Source organism: Janthinobacterium sp. FW305-128 (assembly GCF_020858135.1).
Lineage (GTDB): Bacteria > Pseudomonadota > Gammaproteobacteria > Burkholderiales > Burkholderiaceae_D > Janthinobacterium.
The window spans coordinates 489,849-506,666 of sequence record NZ_JACYMK010000001.1 but is presented as its reverse complement, the minus strand read 5'-3'; the positions used below and the strand labels follow the sequence as shown (position 1 = coordinate 506,666).

General features: G+C 65.7%; 14 protein-coding genes. 2 read left to right on the top strand and 12 right to left on the bottom strand.

Annotation, left to right across the window (positions count from 1 at the left end; all coding sequences use genetic code 11):
• Positions 1 to 2: 2 nt before the first annotated feature.
• A complete protein-coding gene (locus IGS60_RS02305) occupies positions 3 to 767 on the top strand; it encodes an ABC transporter permease (RefSeq protein ID WP_070222119.1) in 765 nt (254 codons plus the stop codon).
• Here the strand turns inward: IGS60_RS02305 and IGS60_RS02300 are convergent.
• The 6 genes from IGS60_RS02300 to IGS60_RS02275 all read right to left on the bottom strand — a co-directional run bounded on the left by IGS60_RS02300 (position 764) and on the right by IGS60_RS02275 (position 5,657).
• Positions 764 to 1,510, bottom strand: coding sequence for a 1-acyl-sn-glycerol-3-phosphate acyltransferase (locus tag IGS60_RS02300; protein ID WP_070300501.1), 747 nt, complete (start codon positions 1,508 to 1,510; stop codon positions 764 to 766). The two genes, IGS60_RS02305 and IGS60_RS02300, sit on opposite strands and share 4 nt — an antisense overlap.
• A 147-nt stretch (positions 1,511 to 1,657) precedes the next feature.
• Positions 1,658 to 2,959 carry a dihydroorotase gene (locus tag IGS60_RS02295; RefSeq protein WP_230502125.1) on the bottom strand — a complete coding sequence of 434 codons (1,302 nt, stop codon included), beginning with the start codon at positions 2,957 to 2,959 and terminating at the stop codon, positions 1,658 to 1,660.
• A gap of 24 nt (positions 2,960 to 2,983) precedes the next feature.
• Entirely contained in the window at positions 2,984 to 3,949 is a 966-nt protein-coding gene (locus IGS60_RS02290) for an aspartate carbamoyltransferase catalytic subunit (RefSeq protein WP_034746695.1), read from the bottom strand.
• On the bottom strand, positions 3,942 to 4,466 hold the full coding sequence (pyrR, locus tag IGS60_RS02285) for a bifunctional pyr operon transcriptional regulator/uracil phosphoribosyltransferase PyrR (protein WP_070222125.1): 525 nt from the start codon (positions 4,464 to 4,466) through the stop codon (positions 3,942 to 3,944). Before pyrR ends, IGS60_RS02290 begins: the two co-directional genes overlap by 8 nt.
• Before the next feature lie 39 nt (positions 4,467 to 4,505).
• On the bottom strand, positions 4,506 to 4,889 hold the full coding sequence (ruvX, locus tag IGS60_RS02280; RefSeq protein WP_070222165.1) for a Holliday junction resolvase RuvX: 384 nt from the start codon (positions 4,887 to 4,889) through the stop codon (positions 4,506 to 4,508).
• Positions 4,890 to 5,054: 165 nt separating this feature from the next.
• Positions 5,055 to 5,657, bottom strand: coding sequence for a YqgE/AlgH family protein (locus IGS60_RS02275; protein WP_070222127.1), 603 nt, complete (start codon positions 5,655 to 5,657; stop codon positions 5,055 to 5,057).
• A 386-nt stretch (positions 5,658 to 6,043) separates the two neighbouring features.
• Here IGS60_RS02275 and IGS60_RS02270 point away from each other — a divergent pair, with 386 nt between their 5' ends.
• A complete protein-coding gene (locus IGS60_RS02270; RefSeq protein ID WP_230502123.1) occupies positions 6,044 to 7,507 on the top strand; it encodes a deoxyribodipyrimidine photo-lyase in 1,464 nt (487 codons plus the stop codon).
• Between the two features lie 123 nt (positions 7,508 to 7,630).
• On the opposite strand, the gene IGS60_RS02265 is transcribed toward IGS60_RS02270, so the two are convergent.
• From IGS60_RS02265 to IGS60_RS02240, 6 genes are all read right to left on the bottom strand, one after another.
• Positions 7,631 to 12,823, bottom strand: coding sequence for an Hpt domain-containing protein (locus tag IGS60_RS02265; protein ID WP_230502121.1), 5,193 nt, complete (start codon positions 12,821 to 12,823; stop codon positions 7,631 to 7,633).
• 41 nt (positions 12,824 to 12,864) lie between these two features.
• On the bottom strand, positions 12,865 to 15,102 hold the full coding sequence (locus tag IGS60_RS02260; protein ID WP_070308405.1) for a methyl-accepting chemotaxis protein: 2,238 nt from the start codon (positions 15,100 to 15,102) through the stop codon (positions 12,865 to 12,867).
• Entirely contained in the window at positions 15,102 to 15,671 is a 570-nt protein-coding gene (locus IGS60_RS02255) for a chemotaxis protein CheW (RefSeq protein ID WP_230502119.1), read from the bottom strand. Before IGS60_RS02255 ends, IGS60_RS02260 begins: the two co-directional genes overlap by 1 nt.
• Positions 15,672 to 15,733: 62 nt before the next feature.
• A complete protein-coding gene (locus IGS60_RS02250; RefSeq protein WP_070222135.1) occupies positions 15,734 to 16,099 on the bottom strand; it encodes a response regulator transcription factor in 366 nt (121 codons plus the stop codon).
• A gap of 36 nt (positions 16,100 to 16,135) precedes the next feature.
• Entirely contained in the window at positions 16,136 to 16,558 is a 423-nt protein-coding gene (locus IGS60_RS02245; RefSeq protein WP_070222136.1) for a response regulator, read from the bottom strand.
• A gap of 84 nt (positions 16,559 to 16,642) precedes the next feature.
• The gene (locus IGS60_RS02240) at positions 16,643 to 16,795 is read right to left on the bottom strand and encodes a rubredoxin (RefSeq protein ID WP_010401308.1); all 153 of its coding nucleotides are present in this window, start codon (positions 16,793 to 16,795) and stop codon (positions 16,643 to 16,645) included.
• Between the last annotated feature and the right edge of the window lie 23 nt (positions 16,796 to 16,818).

Below are 16,818 nucleotides of genomic sequence, written 5' to 3'. Positions count from 1 at the left end.
CGATGGCAAGCAAGTTGTTCACGAAGTTCGGCCTGCCCCTGGTGGGGCTGGCCTGTGCCTTGCTGCTGTGGTCCATGGGTGTGACGGCACTGGAGAAATCCACGCCGATCGCCACCGCCTTCGCGCCCTTGCCCACGGCGCTGGCGTTCAGGGAAATGCTCGGTGGTTCGGATATCTGGCTGCACGTGGTCTTGAGCCTGCAAAGGGTCGCCGTGGGCCTGGGGCTGGCCATCGTCATCGGCGTGCCGCTGGGCGTGCTGGTGGCCATGTCGAAGAGCTTTTCCGGCGCGGCCATGCCGCTGTTCCAGCTGCTGCGCATGATTTCGCCGCTGTCGTGGATGCCGATCGCCGTGATGGTGCTCGGCGTCGGCGACGCGCCCGTGTACTTCCTGCTGGCGTTTGCGGCCGTCTGGCCGATTTTGCTCAATACGGCGGCCGGCGTGGCGCGGCTCGACCCGAACTGGCTGCTGCTGGCGCGCAGCCTGTCGGCCACGCGCAGCGAGATCGTCTTCAAGGTGATTTTGCCGGGCATCACGGCCGATATCCTGACGGGCGTGCGGCTGGCCATCGGCATCATCTGGATCGTGCTGGTGCCGGCGGAAATGCTGGGCGTATCGGCCGGCCTCGGCTACTTCATCCTCGACACGCGCGACCGCCTCGCGTATTCGGAGCTGATGGCCGCCATCGTGCTGATCGGGATGTTAGGTTTCATCCTCGACTACCTGGCCCGCGCCGCGCATGCGCGCTGGCTGCACGTCAAAAACTAGGCCGCCTTTTCCAGCGGCAGCGCAGCGGCCACGGCCGCCTGCGTTGCCGCCGCCAGTTCGCGCCGGTGCGCGTCGGACGTCGCCACTGGCGCCAGACAGGTCAGGCGCGCCGTGATCGGAGGGCCGCTCAGGATCGCCACCATGCTTTGCGCAAAGCTCATGTCGCCGATGAAGTCGACGGCGTGGTGCAGCGCCCCCTTGTCATCCACATACACGAGCGCGAACGGCTGCACCGGCACTTGCGCATCGATGGCCGCCTCGAACAGGTTGGCGTGAAACGGCAGGATCTGCCCTTGCGCGGCGGTCGTGCCTTCGGGGAAAAACGCAATGCGTTCGCCCGCCGTCAATTTGTCCACCAGGCCCTGGAAAATCAGGCGCAGGTCGCGCTTGCTGCCGCGTGAAATGAAGATGGTGCCGGCGCGCCCCGCCAGCCAGCCGAGGATAGGCCAGGCGCGGATTTCCGCCTTGGCGACGAAACGGCAAGGGTGGACGGCATTGATGACGAAGATGTCGAGCCACGAGACGTGGTTCGCCACCATCATCGCATGGTCGAGTGCCGGCACGCTGTCCGCCGGTTGCGCCACGTGCACGCCGCAGATGTCGAGCAGCTGCGTCGACCAGCGGCGGATGCGCCGGTTGCGCCCTTCCAGGTCCAGCCAGGGAAAGAGCACGGCGCTCTTGGCCATGCCGCAGCTCAGGTGAATGGCGATGCGCGCGAGGCGGTAGGTAAGCAGAAGTTTCAAATGACACCAAGGTTGGAAGCAAAGCCATGCAACTGCGTAGGTCGGCTTGGCAGCGCCCGCGAGGCGCTGCGTAAGCCGACAGGAGCCGCCATGGACTTGTCGGATTACGCGTACCGCTAATCCGACCTACGGCTCCGATACAAAAAATTAGCGCTGAAACGCCACCTGTCCGGCAACGATGGTCGCCTTGACGATGCCGCTCAGCTCATAGCCGAGGAAAGGCGTGTGCTTGCCCTGGCTGGCCAGCGACGCCGACGACACGGTCCAGCGCGCGGCGGGATCGAAGACGCAGATGTCGGCCGCTTCGCCCACGGCCAGGCTGCCGGCCGGGATGCCGGCGACACGCGCCGCATCGGACGTGACCTTGGCCACGGCGCGCGCCAGCGGACGCGCGCCCGTTTGCGGCTGGTTCAAGGCGTAGTCGTCGGCCCATTTCAGGGCCAGCGACAGCAGCAGTTCCAGGCCCGTGGCGCCGGGCGACGCTTCGCCGAACGGCAGCAGTTTTTCATCGTCATCGACGGGCGTGTGGTCAGAGCACATGGCGTCGACCGTGCCGTCAAGCAGGCCGGCGCGGATCGCATCGCGGTCGCGCTGGCTGCGGAACGGCGGCGTGACGCGCGCGTTCGGGTCGAAGAAGCCGATGTCGGCGTCCGTCAGGTGCACATGGTGCACGCCGACGTCGCAGGTGACGGGCAAGCCTTCGGCCTTGGCGGCGCGGATCAGGTCAAGGCCCGCCGCCGACGAGATGCGGCACAGGTGCACGCGCGCGCGGCTGGCGCGCATCAATTCGAAAATCGTGTGCAGGGCGATGGTTTCGGACATCACGGGCACGCCGGACAAGCCCAGGCGCGACGCCAGCGGGCCGCTGTGGGCGATGCCGCCACGGCCGATGTGCGGGTCTTGCGGGCGCAACCAGACCGTGTAGCCGAAGGTGTTCGCGTATTGCATGGCGCGCAGCAACACGGTGGTGTCCTCGATCGGCTCTTCCGCCTGCGCGAAGCCGATGCAGCCCGCTTCCGTCAATTCCGCCATTTCCGTCAGCGACTTGCCCTTCAAGCCCATGGTCAGCGCGCCCAGCGGGTGCACGTGGGCCTTGTTTTGCGTCTTGGCGCGGTATTTCAGCATTTCCACCAGGCCCGGCTCATCGAGCACGGGGTCGGTGTCGGGCGGGCAGACCAGGCTCGTGACGCCGCCCTGCAGCGCCGCCTGCAGTTCCGATTCCAGGGTCGCCTTGTATTCGTATCCCGGCTCGCGCAGGCGCGCGGACAGGTCGACCAGGCCGGGGGAAACCACCAGGCCGGCCGCGTCAAACGTGGTGTCGGCGGTGAAGCCGGCCGGGGCGCTGCCCACGGCCAGCACCTTGCCGTCGGCGATAAACAGGTCTTGCAAGCCATCGATGCCGTTGGCAGGGTCGATCAGGTGGCCGTTCTTGATATGTAGTGTCGTCATGCTCGCTTACTCGTCCTTGGGCTATCAGCCCTGATTACCAGCCAAAATACTCATTACCGCCATGCGCACGGCGATACCGAAGGTCACCTGCGGCAGGATCACCGCCTGCGGACCGTCGGCCACGGCCGAATCGATTTCCACGCCGCGGTTCATCGGGCCCGGATGCATGACGATGGCATCCGGCTTCGCCAGCGCCAGGCGTTCGGGCGTGAGGCCATAGCTCTTGAAGTATTCCTGCGCCGACGGCAGCAGCGCGCCGCTCATGCGTTCATTCTGCAGGCGCAGCATGATGATCACGTCCACGCCCTTGAGGCCTTCATCCATGTTGGTGAAGGTGCGCACGCCCATCTGTTCCAGGCCGCCCGGCAGCAGGGTGTGCGGGCCGATGGCGCGCACTTCCGGCACGCCCAGGGTGGTCAGCGCGTGGATGTCGGAACGGGCCACGCGGCTGTGCAAAATGTCGCCCACGATGGCCACCGTCAGGTTCGTGAAATCCTTCTTGTAGTGGCGGATCGTGTACATATCGAGCAAGCCCTGGGTCGGGTGCGCGTGGCGTCCGTCGCCCGCGTTGACCACGTGGACGTGCGGCTGCTTCGTGTCGATCAGGTGCTTGGCGATCAGGTAGGGCGCGCCCGACTGCGCGTGGCGCACGACGAACATGTCGGCATGCATGGCCGACAGGTTGTCGATGGTGTCGAGCAGCGATTCGCCCTTGCTGGCCGACGAGGCCTGGATGTTCAGGTTGATGACGTCGGCCGACAGGCGCTTCGAGGCGATTTCGAAGGTGGTGCGGGTGCGCGTGGAGTTTTCAAAGAACAGGTTGAAAACGCTCTTGCCACGCATCAGCGGCACCTTTTTCACGTCGCGGTCGGAAATGCCGACAAACGAGGAAGCCGTGTCGAGGATATGGTTGACGATAGACTTCGGCAAGCCTTCGATCGTCAGCAGATGTTGCAGTTCGCCGTGTTTATTCAGTTGCGGATTAAGCATGGTTGTTATCTATGGTGAGCGTGAATTTTCCATCGTCGGCTTGCTTCAGGACCAGGGCCTGGCCCGGCGGCACGGCAGTGAAGGCGGCCACGAAATCGGCGGCCACCGGCAGCTGGCGTTCGCCGCGGTCGACCAGGGCCGCCAGCATGATCTTGGCCGGGCGGCCATAGTCGAACAATTCGTTGATGGCCGCGCGCGTGGTGCGGCCCGTGTACAGCACGTCGTCGACCAGCAGGATGGTGGCGCCGGCCACGTCGAAGCTGATTTGCGTCGGCTTGACGTCCGCATGCAAGCCCTTCTGGGCAAAGTCGTCGCGGTAGAAGGACACGTCGAGCACGCCCAGACGGTCGAGCAGATTCAGATCGCGCGCCAGGCGTTCAGCCAGCCAGGCGCCGCCCGAATGGATGCCGACGATGGCCACGTTGGGGATGCCCGCCAGGCCGCTCCGCACCTGCTGCAGCAAATCTGCATACAGGGCCTCGGCGTCGAGTTGGGAAGGATTCGCAGGATGCGGCATAGAGTTCTTAATCATTCAGGGAGGGAGTCTAGGGTCAGATTAATAATTCGCGTCGAAATACTGTTGCAGGATGATGGCGGCGGCGCGGTCATCGATCACTTCGCCGCGCTTGGCGGCGATCACGGCCGAGGAATAGCGCTCGTCGACCAGTTCCACGGGCAGGTTGAAGCGGCCATGCACCTGGTTGGCGAAACGGCGGCAGCGCGCGCTCATCTCGTGTTCCGTGCCATCGGGGTGGCTGGGCAAGCCCACCACGATGCGGCTGGCGCCCCACTCCTTGATCAGGTTATCGATGGCGGCAAACTTCGGCTCGTTCGCCGTGGCCGTGATCACGCTGAGCGGCTTGGCCTGGCAAATCATGGTATTGCCGATGGCCACGCCGATGCGTTTCAAGCCGAAATCGAAGGCAAGGATGGTGTCGATGGCGTTACTCGTCACAGCATTTTTCCATAATAAAGATCAACATAGGTGGTGTCAGAAACCGTAGCGAGCAAGCTCAATGTCGGGTTGAGTAGCGGAGCTGTACGAAGGTACAGCGAGCAACGGATGCCCGAAAGTGGGCTGCGCAGTAGGTTTATGGCATCCACCTCATGCGTGTCCGGCTTCGGATGCCAGCATGAGGGGATCGATACCGAGCAACTTGATGGCCGCCACGTAGCGCTGTTCGATGGGGAAATCGAACAGGATATCGGCCGAGGCGCCTACCGTCAGCCAGCCGTTGCGGCCGATCTCGTCTTCCAGCTGGCCCGGGCTCCAGCCCGAGTAGCCGATCGAGACGAGCATGCGCTCGGGACCATCGCCCTTGGCGACGGCTTCGAGCACGTCGATCGAGGTGGTAAACGCCACTTCATCGGTCACCGTCAGCGACGAGGAATAGCGCGCGCCCGGCGTGTGCAGCACGAAGCCGCGGTCATCCTGCACGGGGCCGCCGAACATGATCGGCTCGTTGATGATGGGCGTGTCGCTGCCAGCCTCGAGTTTCAGGTCGATGCGGTCGAACAGCACTTCCATGGTCATGTCGGTGGGTTTGTTGATGACGACGCCCAGCACGCCGTTTTCATTGTGTTCACACACGTACACGACCGTGCCGCCGAAGATCGGATCTTGCATGGCCGGCATCGCAATGAGGAAATGGTTCGCCAGATTCAGGGTGGAGGAACCGGTCGCGGCCGGCTCTCCCACACCCTGCATCAGACGATGTCCTGGTAGAGTCTGGTCGATTTTACTCTTTTTCATACGCGATGCTCTCTCTGTGGGCTTGCTGGCAAGTCTCGCTTACCCCGCTATCGTACGCCCGGCGCAAGCGGCCGCATATCTTGGGCGGCGCGCACCGTGGTGCCAGGCGTTATTCTTGTTATGTTATAAATTAATGATCAATTCGCTATGCCTGCAGGCGCATTTCAATGCCAATTGTAAAATTGATTGCAAAATCGCTGTCGCACATAAAGTACCGCGAACATACCCGCTAGTTTACACTGAATTGCCGCCGCAGCGACGCCAAAGGCGCGACGCGAGCGGCCATAAAGCCCTGTTGACGGCAAAAAATCGCCTATCTTTGACCTTGAACACGCGAAATAATGACAATTAAGACTTCCCTGGTGTGGTTCCGCCGCGATCTGCGCGCGTTTGACCATGCTGCACTGCATCACGCCCTGCGTCAAAGCCAGGCCGTGCATTGCGTCTTCGTATACGACACCGCCATCCTGGCAGCGCTGCCGCGCCGCGACCGGCGGGTCGACTTCATCCATGCCAGCGTGGCCGAGCTGGCCGCCGAGCTGCGCCAGCTGGGCGGCGACCTGATCGTGCTGCACGCGGACGCGGCCGAGGCGATTCCGCGCCTGGCCGCCGAATTGAACGCCGACGCCGTCTTTGCCAACCACGACTACGAACCGCAGGCGATCGCCCGCGACGCCACGGTGGCCGCCGCGCTCACGCACGGCGCGCGTCTGTGGTTCAGCTTCAAGGACCAGGTCATCTTTGAAAAGGACGAGGTATTGACGCTCTCGGCCAAACCCTACACCGTCTATACGCCGTATAAAAATGCCTGGCTGAAGAAAATGCGCGCCGAACCCGCCTGCCTGGCGCCGTTCGCTATCGAGCCGCATGCGGCCAGCCTGGCGCCGCCCCGCGCCGGCACGCCGTCGCCCCTGCCCAGCTTGGGCGAACTGGGGTTCGAGGCCAGCAACCTGGCCGCACTGGCCATCCCCACCGGCATGTCGGGCGCCAGCGCGCTGTTCGAGGATTTTTTGCCGCGCGTGGCCCGCTATGACGTGGCGCGCGATTTTCCCGCCCTGAAGGGACCGTCCTACCTGTCCATGCATCTGCGCTTCGGCACCGTGTCGCTGCGCTATCTGGTGCGCACCGTGGTCGATCTGATGGACCGCGGCGGCGGCGGCGATGGCGCACCCGTGTGGCTGGCCGAACTGATCTGGCGCGATTTCTACGCCATGATTTTGTACCAGAACCCGCACGTGGAAGGCGGCGCTTTCAAACCGGCCTACGACGCCATCGCCTGGGAAACGGGAGCCGAGGCCGATGCCGCCTTTGCCGCCTGGTGCGAGGGGCGCACCGGCTATCCTCTGGTCGACGCGGCCATGGCACAGCTGAACCAGACGGGCTATATGCACAACCGCCTGCGCATGGTCACGGCCTGCTTTCTGATCAAGGATCTGGGCATCGACTGGCGCCGCGGCGAAGCGTATTTCGCGCGGCATCTGAACGACTTCGACCTGGCCTCGAACAACGGCGGCTGGCAATGGGCATCGTCGTCCGGCTGCGACGCGCAGCCTTACTTCCGCATCTTCAATCCCATCACGCAGTCGGAAAAATTCGACGCCGGCGGACGCTTCATCCGCCGCTACCTGCCGCAGCTGAAGGCGCTGGGCGACAAGGAAATCCACGCGCCCTGGCTGGTGCCGCGCATGCTGCTCGAGCAAAAAAACATCGTGCTGGGACGCGACTATCCGGAACCCATCGTGCAGCACGACGAGGCGCGCAAGGAGACCCTGGAGCGCTATGCCGTGGTGAAGGTGGTGGGGTAAGCAGGTAATTGATTGGCATTGCGGTGATGTCGGGTTACGCTGTCGTAAAGAGCGTAGGTCGGATTGGCAGGGCAAGGCCCCGCGTAATCCGACAACATCGTTGGCGCTTGTGACGGCGTCGGCTTACGCCACGCCGTCGGCCAGCAAGCGTCCCACCTCGGCCAGCAATTCCTCTTCCTGGAACGGCTTGCCGAAATACGCATTCACGCCCAGTTCAAATGCATGCGCGCGGTGCTTGTCGGCGCTGCGCGAGGTGATCATGATGACGGGGATGGCGCGCGTCTTGTCGTCGCTGCGCACATTGCGCGTCAAATCAAAACCGTCCATGCGCGGCATTTCCACGTCGACCAGCAGCAGCGCCGGCATGGCGGCCGGTTCCAGCGCATGCAGCTGCTCCAGCGCATCGAGGCCATCCTTGGCCAGCAGCACCTGGTAGCCTTCGCGCTCGAACAGGCGCTGCATCACGCGGCGCACCGTCAGCGAATCGTCAACCACCATCACGCGCACGGCTGGCACGGCCAGCACGCTGGAAGCGGCGTGCTGCTCGCGGCTGGCCAGCGCATATTGCGACAGCAGTTCCGGATGGTGCTCGAGGTGCTGCGCCAGCGCCACCGGGTTGAGGATCAGCACGATGTCGCCCGTGCCCAGCACCGTGGCGCCGGCGATGCCCGGCATGCGCGCCAGTTGCGGCCCCACGTGCTTGACCACGACCTCGCGGTTGCCCACCACGTCATCGACCTGCAAGGCCAGCCTGTCATTGCCATTCCGGAGCAACAGCACCGGCGCATGGCGCTGCGTGGCCTGCTCCGCCGGCGTCTCGCCCAGCATGGCCGACAGGTGATGCAGCGCCAGCGACTGCCCGTGCGACTCGATGCGCCCGGCCGCCCGCACCTGCTCCAGCTGTTCCCCTTTCAGGTGCAGCACCTGCTCGACCAGCACCGACGGCAAGGCATACGTCTTGCCGTTCGCCGCCAGCAGCACCACCTGGGTGACGGCCAGGGTCAGCGGCAGGTGGATGGTGAAGCGCATGCCCAGGCCCGCCTGCGTCTGCGTTTCCACGCGCCCGCCCAGGGCCAGCGCTTCGGAGCGCACGATGTCCATGCCAAAACCGCGTCCTGCCAGTTCCGTCAGGCTGTCGGCGGTGGAAAATCCGGGCGTGAAAATCAGCTCGGCCGCCTGCGCGTCGCTCAAAGGCGCGTCCGTCGGCACCAGGCCGGCGCCGTGCGCCTTGGCGCGGATGCGTTCCAGGTCCAGCCCCGCGCCATCGTCGGAAAAAGCGATCGCCACTTCATTGCCCTGCTGGCTGACCTGCACCAGCAGCTCGCCCGTCTCGCTCTTGCCAGCAAGCAGGCGCGCATCGCGCGGCTCGACGCCGTGCACGATGGCGTTGCGCAGCAGGTGTTCGAAGGGCGCGGCCATGCGTTCGAGCACGCTGCGGTCGATTTCCACGCCGCCGCCGCGGATGTCGAGGTTGACGCGCTTGTCGACTTCCTTGGCGCTTTGCCGCGCCACGCGGAACAGGCGTTCGGCGATGCTGGCAAACGGCACCATGCGGATCTGCATCAGGTCGCGCTGCAGCTCGCGCGTCAGCCGCGCCTGCAGCACCAGGTCGTCCGTCACCGCATCGACGCTGTGGCTGAGGTTTTCATGGAACGAGGCCACGTCGTTGACGCTTTCGGCCATCATGCGCGTGAGTTCCTGCAGGCGCGTAAAGCGGTCGAATTCGAGCGGGTCGAATTCGCGCTCACTGCCGACCGCCATGCGCGAAGCGATCTGCGATTCGGCCTGCATTTCCACTTCGCGCAGCTGGCGCCGCAGGCGCGCCAGGTTATCGGAAAACTCGGACAGCGAGGCGCCCAGCACGCCCACTTCATTTTCCATTTTAGAACGCGTGATCGACACTTCGCCGGCCTGGTTCACCAGGCGGTCGAGGATATCGGCGCGCACGCGCACCAGCGCCGCCTTCGGTTCGGCCACCGGGGTGTCTTCCATGCCCGGCAAGGGCAGCAACGGTTGCTGCAGCTGCTCGAACAGGTGCAGCGCATGGTCGTAATGGGCCAGCAATTCCTCGAAAGCTTGCGGCGTGGCGGTGCCCGCGTGCAGCATGTTTTCGATATGCGTCTCGATTTCATGCGCATGCTGGCCCAGACGCATGGCGCCGGCCATGCGCGCGCTGCCCTTGACGGTGTGCAGGGTGCGCAGCAGCATCTGCGCCTGGCCGCTGTCGTGCGGCTGCTGCTGCCAGCTGCGCAGCGCCTCGCCGATCTGCGGCAGCAGGTCGGCGCCCTCTTCCAGGAAGACGGACAATAAATCGAGGTCGAGTTCATCGCTGATGCCGGCGCTCGCCGCCAGCAGCGCGGCCGCATCGGCCGGCATGATGGCCGGTGCCGGCGCTTCCGGCGCCGCATGCTCCAATGGCGGTGCGTGTTCGAAACCGGCATCGAACAGGTCGTCGCTGGCGCCGCTCTCCTGCGTCGGCGCCTGCGCCGGTGCCGGCACTTCGGCCAGCGGCTCGGCAGGCTGCGCCGGCGTACCGACGATGCTGGCGTAAGCGTCCGCAAACAGGGCGTCAAGGCGGTCTTCCTTGCTTTCGCCAGGCGGCGCCGTCAAGGCGCGCCACAGAGTGTTGAGCGCTTCGATCATGTCCGGCTGCGTTGGCGCCAGGTCGCCCAGCGCGAACGCCTGCAGCATTTGTCCGATGCGCTGCGTGGCCTGCTCCAGCACGTCGTGCTGTTCGGCGCGCAGGCCGGCCAGTGGCGGCACCACCGTTTCGATCACCGTTTCCAGCGCGTGCGCCAGGTCGCGCAGGGACTGGAAGCCCACCGTGCCGGACGTCCCCGCCAGCGTATGCACGGCTTGCAGCGCCTCGGCGCTGACGGCGCGCGGTTCATGGCGCCACTCGCCGAAATCGCGCGTGAGCACGCGCAGCAATTCATCCGTCTCGGCCAGGTAGATGTTGTACAAAGGCAGGCTGATGCGCAGTTCGCCCACGTGCTTGAGGTGATCGTCCGGCGCTTCGTGGAGCGCGGGCGCCGTGGCCAAAGGAAGTCCGATCACATTGCCATTGCCGGCCAACGGCGCGGCCGGGCGCGGCTTGCGCAGTTCGAACGTTCCCCCTTCGCGCACGCGCTCGGCCGCCATCAGCAGCATGCCGGCCTCGCGCTCGCGCCCCGCGCCGCCTTCCAGTTCGGCCACCCATTCGCTGAGCTGGTACCAGCCGTAATTGAGCAAGGTAAACAAGTCGTCGCTGGCGGGACGCGCTTCGGCCAGCCAGGTATTCATGACGCGCTCGATGGCGCCGGCCGCTTCGGCAAACTGCGCCAGGCCGATCATGCGGCTGCTGCCTTTCAGGGTATGGAACGAGCGGCGCAGCATGGCCAGGTGGTCGCCGCTGGCGGCCTGCTCGCGCGGCAAGGCCAGGGTGGTGTCGATGAAGGCCAGCACTTCGCGCGCTTCGGCGATGAAAATGTCGAGCATCTCCGCGTCGACGTCGGTCACGGCCGGCACGGCATCCATGCCGGCGGGTGCTGCGGGCGCCAGGGCCTGGTCAAGCAAAGGTACCGGTACAGCGCCGGCGGCGGCGACTTTTTCAAATGGCAGCGCGCGGAAAGTGCCGGCGGCCGCATCGAAATGGAAACGCCCGCTGGCCGCCTGCGCGTTGCGGCCCAGCATATCGACAAAAAAACCCAGCGCGCTGACATTTTGCGCGATCTCGTCGAGCGCTTCGGCGTGCGCATTGGCGTCGCCACCGGCCAGCTGCCGCACGGCCGCATCGACCTGCAGCACGGCGGCGCGCGCGTCTTCCTGTCCCAGCCCGGCCAGCTGCCGCTGCAACTGCTCCAGCACGGGCGCGACGCCATCGAGCGCCCCCGCCGTTCCCGCACCCGCGGCATCCGCGTAGTAGGCGTTGAGCACCTTTTCCACCTGGCGCAGCCCCGTCTTCATGTCTTCGGCCAGCGCGGCCACGGTCTGGCCCTGCTCGATCTGGCGCGACAGCTCGCCCGCCGTGACGGGCGGCGGCGCTTCGCCAGCCAGCAGCGCCTGCAGGCGCGCGGCGATGGTTTCCGCATTGCCGGCGAAATCGTCGGGCAGGCGGCGCAGCTGCTCCAGTCCCGTGTCGGCAAACAGCAGCGCCATGCCGATTTCATTCTCCAGGGCCGCGCTGCGCCCGCTGGCCACGGCTTGCCGCGCCACGGCCGCGCATTCGCGCAGCAGGCTGGCCAGGGCCGGCTGCTTCAAGGTCTCCACATGTGCCGCCACCTGTTGCAGCGACGCTTCAAAATCCGGGCCCAGGGCAGGATCGAGGTCGGCTTGCGCCAGGCGGCTCCAGCTGGCACGCGCCTGCGCCAGGGCCGCGCGGGCGCCTTGCAAGGCATCCTGGTCGACCTGGCCGTAGCGCCGCGTTTCCACGTCGGCGGGCAGCATGCCGTCCAGGGCGAAAGCGGCGCGCAGCTGGCGTGCCTCCGGCGTCGGCTCGGGCGCCGCGGCGATGAAGAACAGGGCGTCGCGCAGCATCGCTTCGGGCAGGCTGGCCGTGCCCTGCGCCAGACGGCGCAACTGCAGGTTGATCAGGCCGAACAGCTGCTTGACGTTGAGCGTGCCCATGCCCTCGCCGCTGGCCGCCAGCCCCGCGAACGCCTGCATGGCGAACCAGAAGGTGCGCGCCGGCGCTTCCTGCTGCGCGTCGGCCACCAGGGTCAAGGTGGCGTGCAGCTCGCCCGCGTGCTGGCGCCGCACCCCATCATCCTGCGCCTTCAGGAAGGGCAGCAGGGATTTTTCAAAGCGCCCGCGCCAGGCAGGATAGTCCGCCACGGGCGGCGTGTCGGCCAGCGCGATGGCCTGCCCTTCCAGCATGGCGGAGGGCGGAAAAAACAGGTCGGCCGGGTGGATGCGCTCGGCGCCCAGCAGGGTTTGCAGGTCGCGGTAGTAGGGGAACAAACGCGCCGGCTGCGGCGGCGTGCCGGCCACCAGGTCTTCCAGGTATTCGGTCAGGGCCTGATACAGTGCGGCGACGATCTGCGCATGGTCCAGCGTGTACTCGAGGCTGCCGTCGCGAAAGCGCGCCAGCGCCTGTTCCGCGCCGTCCGTCAGCAGGCTGGCGCCGGCCACGTCCACCATCACCAGCGCGCCATGCGCCTGGTGCAGGTGCGAGCGCGCATGCTGCAGGGCCGTGGCGCGTTCCTCGCGTTCGCGGCCGCCCGCTTCGAACAGGGCCGTTTTCGAGCGGCCCAGCGCTTCGCGGATTTCCACCATCACCCAGGACAAAGGTTCGCTGTCGAACGGCTTGGACTGCTGTGGACTATCTGGTGTGCTCATGCATGCCTCGGTAAAGAAATCGCCCTGGCTTGGCGCGACGTTCAGGCGGCGACGCGGAAGCGCGACACCGAGTTTTTCAGTTCCTGCGCCAGCATCGACAGTTTATGGATCGACTGCGCCGTTTGCTGCGTGCCGTCCTGCGTCTGCTCCGTCACGCTCAGGATATGCTGGATATTCAAGGCCACGCCGCTGGCCGAACCGGCCTGCGTACCAGTGGCGAACGAGATGCCCTGTATCAGTTCGGCCAGGTGTTTCGACACCTGGCTGATGTCGTTCAAGGCCGCGCCGGCCGCGTCGGACAGGCGCGCGCCCTCGACCACGCCCTGCGTGGACGTTTCCATCGCCCGCGTCGCATCCTGGGTATCGGCCTGGATGGTGCGCACCAGCGCGCCGATCTGCTTGGCGGCCGCGGCCGAGCGTTCGGCCAGGCGCTGCACTTCCTCGGCGACGACGGAAAAGCCGCGCCCCGCCTCGCCGGCCGATGCGGCCTGGATGGCGGCGTTCAGCGCCAGCACATTGGTCTGCTCGGTGATGTCGGAAATGAGCTCGGTGATTTCGCCGATTTCCTGCGACGATTCGCCCAGGCGCTTGATGCGCTTGGACGTATCCTGGATCTGCTCGCGGATTTCATGCATGCCCTTGATGGCGTTTTCCACCGCCGTCGAACCCTGCTGCGCCGCCGCCACCGACTGGCGCGCCACGTCGGCCGAGACGCTGGCCGACTTCGACACGTCGGTAATCGCATTGGCCATCTTGACCACGGTGGCGCTGACGCCCTGGATTTCGCGCGACTGCTGCTGCGACGCGATCAGCAGCTTGCTGGAGATGCTTTGCGCCTGCGTCGAGGCGCGGTTGACCTGTTCGGCCGTCGCCGTCACCCGTCCCACCAGGCCGCGCAATTCCTCGACCGTGTAGTTGACGGAATCGGCGATGGCGCCCGTGATGTCTTCCGACACGGTGGCCTGCACCGTCAGATCACCATCGGCGACCTTCTGCAATTCGTTCATCAGGCGCAGGATGGCCGCCTGGTTCTGGTCATTCCTGGCCTTCGCCGCTTCCTCTTTTCCCTGCGACTGGAGGCGCAGGATTTCCGCCTCCTGGCGCCGCCGCTCGGCGTCGCGCGTGCGGTTGACGGAGTCCTGCAGCAGCACCCTGCCGATGCCGGCCGCCGCGATCAGGGTCAGCAACACGCCGCCGACCATCATCCAGAAGGCCATGCCCAGGGTTTCCTGGTTCACGTGGTACATCTGCTGCAGCAGGGTCAAACGCTGGCGCAGATCTTCGTTCTCGTTGAAGATCAGCTGTTCGGCGCTTTTCGCCGAACTGAATTTATCGAGCCGGTCGAGTATCGACGACACCAGCTTCTGGTAAGTGTCGAAACTGGCTTTCAGCGCCACCAGCCGGTCGCGCAGTTCGGCGTCGCGCGTGGGCGCCAGTTGCAGCGGCACGCTGCCATTCAACAGCCCTTCGACGGCGGTGCGGAAATACGTCGTGTCGCGCCCGAGCGAAAACGCCGTTTCCGAGCTGATGCTGCCCGACGACAGGAACTCGCTGGCGCTGCGGCTCATGCGCTGGCTCAGCATCATCAGGCGGCCGATGACGGCAAGGTCGCGCGCATTGCCGCCGCGCTGCACCTTCAGGGCCGCGACTTCCTCGGTCTGCGCCAGCAACGCCGGCGACAGCGCGTTCAATTGCTGCAAGGTCTTGTCGAATTCGCCCAATTCAGGTTTCAGGCGCAGGATGGTGCTGGCCGCGCGGTCGCTGCTGGCCCACTTCTTGCGCGCGTCGGCCACGGCCGCCAGCAGGGCGGAACGCGACTCGCCGATATCGCGGCCGTGATACGTCCCGCCGCGCAGCATCAGGCGGAAATCCTGGTTCAGTTCATTGCGGCTTTCCTCGAGCTGACGGAACGCTTCCGGATTGCCTTGCACGGCGTTCGGCGCGGCCTTGCCGATGCGCTGCGAATGCATCAGCGCATCACTGGCCAGCTGCGTCTGCGCCGAGGCGATATTGCCGCTGCGCGTATTGAGGCCCACGAACAGCAGGCTGGCGGCCAGGCTCAGGGCCATCACCGTCGACAGGATGCTCAGCTGCTTTTGCAGCGGCAAATGGCCGATCAGCGGCAGCTTCAAGTCGCGCACCGGCGTGCTGGCCAGCGACTTGCGCCGTCCCAGCGCGTCGCGCAGGCGCAGCGGCAGGTCGGCCGCCGATGCCGGCTCGCCGGGCGCGTGCTCCGCTTCGGGCATGGCGGCCGCCAGGATGGGGGAATGGGCGCCCATCAGCAAATATCCTTGTAGTCGGCGAGGCCGCCAAAGCCGGCATCGAGGAAGCGTTCCGCTTGCGCCAGCTGCGCCAGGTCCAGGCGCAGCCACTGCTGCCCTTCGCTGTCGCGCAGCGCCTGCGCCGCCCACGACGGCGGTGCATCCGGCACGGAGACAGGCTGCATCGTGCGCAGCTGGCGCAAGCCCAGTACGCGCTCGACCAGCAGTGCGCAATTGAGGCCCAGGCGCGGAGAAAAAGTGATGATGCGGCAGTGATTGCCGGGCGCGCAAGCCGGTTCGCCCATGTAGCGGGCCAGGTCGACGACGCCCGTCAGGCGTCCGCGCATGGCCGCCAGGCCCAGGTACCAGTCCTGCGCCAGCGGCACGCCCTGGATCTGCACGCCGGCGGCAATGACGATTTCACCAAGCTGCGTCAGGTCGAGCAGGCAGGGCCGGCCACCGAGCATCACGCCCAGTTCCTTGCGCGCAGCCAGCGCGCCGCTGCGCGCCGCCTGTATCCGCTCGATCAATTGCAGCTGATACTGGCGCAAGCGCCCCTGCCGCGTGCCCGTCTCGAAAGATGGCATGGCGGCAGCGGCGGGCGGAAAGGCCGCTGTAGGCACGCCGAGACCTGGCATCGTTTGCATGCTCAGGAAAGCGCGGCGATCTTGGCCAGCAGCTCGGCTTCGACCACCGGTTTGACCAGGTAATCGCGCGCGCCCTGGCGCAAGCCCCAGATGCGGTCCGTTTCCTGGCTCTTGCTGGAACAGATAATCACCGGCACGTCCTGCAGTTCGGGATCGCGCGCAATCGCGCGCGTGATCTGAAAGCCATTCGCACCGGGCATCACCACGTCCATCAGGATCAGGTCGGGCCTGGCCTCTTTGAGTTGCGCCAGCGCGTCGGCGCCGTCCTGCGCCGTGAGGACGGCATAACCGGCACGCACCAGCATCTCGCTCAGGTAGTAGCGTTCTGTCGGCGAGTCATCGACGATCAGAATTGTGTGTATGGCCATCTGCTTCCTTGCTGCGTTGTCAATCAATAAAAACACTTACTCAAAATGCCCGGCCAGGTGCAGCCGCACGGCCTCCAGCAGCGCCTCGCGCGCCAGCGGCTTGACCAGGCAGGCGCTGGCGCCCGCCATGGCGCCGCGCGCCCGGTCGAACAAGCCTTCCTTCGACGACAGCATCAGCACCGGCGTGGCGTGATACGCGGCGCTGGCCTTGATCAGCGCACAGGTGCGGTAGCCGTCCAGGCGCGGCATCATAATGTCGCACACGATCAGCGCCGGCTGGCAGTCGGCGATCTTGGCCAGGGCCGCAAAGCCGTTTTCCGCCACCACCACGCGGTAACCGGCCTCGCCCAGTATCTTCGCGGCCGCGCTGCGTATCGTCGCGCTGTCGTCGATGACGAGTACCGTGACGCCGGCACACACGGCATCGGACGGCGCCTCTGGCAAGGAAGATCGCGTCATGTGATTATTCGACAATTTTTCATACCATAGCACAGGCAGCCGCGACACCTGCGTGCGGCAGCGGCATCCCGTGGACCTGATTGATTACAGCGCTACCATCTCGAAATCATCCTTGCGCGCACCGCATTCAGGACAGGTCCAGTTCATCGGAACATCGGCCCAACGCGTGCCGGGAGCGATGTCTTCGTCGGGCAAGCCGGCCGCTTCATCATAAACCCAGCCGCAAATAAGACACATCCACGTTTGGAATTGCTGCGTTG

Excerpts from the sequence above, each read along its gene's own strand:
- IGS60_RS02305 (WP_070222119.1), top strand. The coding sequence starts at position 3 with ATGGCAAGCAAGTTGTTCACGAAGTTCGGCCTGCCCCTGGTGGGGCTG.
- IGS60_RS02295 (WP_230502125.1), bottom strand. The coding sequence starts at position 2,959 with ATGACGACACTACATATCAAGAACGGCCACCTGATCGACCCTGCCAAC.
- IGS60_RS02290 (WP_034746695.1), bottom strand. The coding sequence starts at position 3,949 with ATGCTTAATCCGCAACTGAATAAACACGGCGAACTGCAACATCTGCTG.
- pyrR (WP_070222125.1), bottom strand. The coding sequence starts at position 4,466 with ATGCCGCATCCTGCGAATCCTTCCCAACTCGACGCCGAGGCCCTGTAT.
- IGS60_RS02275 (WP_070222127.1), bottom strand. The coding sequence starts at position 5,657 with ATGCAGGGTGTGGGAGAGCCGGCCGCGACCGGTTCCTCCACCCTGAAT.
- IGS60_RS02270 (WP_230502123.1), top strand. The coding sequence starts at position 6,044 with ATGACAATTAAGACTTCCCTGGTGTGGTTCCGCCGCGATCTGCGCGCG.
- IGS60_RS02265 (WP_230502121.1), bottom strand. The coding sequence starts at position 12,823 with ATGAGCACACCAGATAGTCCACAGCAGTCCAAGCCGTTCGACAGCGAA.
- IGS60_RS02260 (WP_070308405.1), bottom strand. The coding sequence starts at position 15,102 with ATGGGCGCCCATTCCCCCATCCTGGCGGCCGCCATGCCCGAAGCGGAG.
- IGS60_RS02255 (WP_230502119.1), bottom strand. The coding sequence starts at position 15,671 with ATGCCATCTTTCGAGACGGGCACGCGGCAGGGGCGCTTGCGCCAGTAT.
- IGS60_RS02250 (WP_070222135.1), bottom strand. The coding sequence starts at position 16,099 with ATGGCCATACACACAATTCTGATCGTCGATGACTCGCCGACAGAACGC.
- IGS60_RS02245 (WP_070222136.1), bottom strand. The coding sequence starts at position 16,558 with ATGACGCGATCTTCCTTGCCAGAGGCGCCGTCCGATGCCGTGTGTGCC.
- IGS60_RS02240 (WP_010401308.1), bottom strand. The coding sequence starts at position 16,795 with ATGTGTCTTATTTGCGGCTGGGTTTATGATGAAGCGGCCGGCTTGCCC.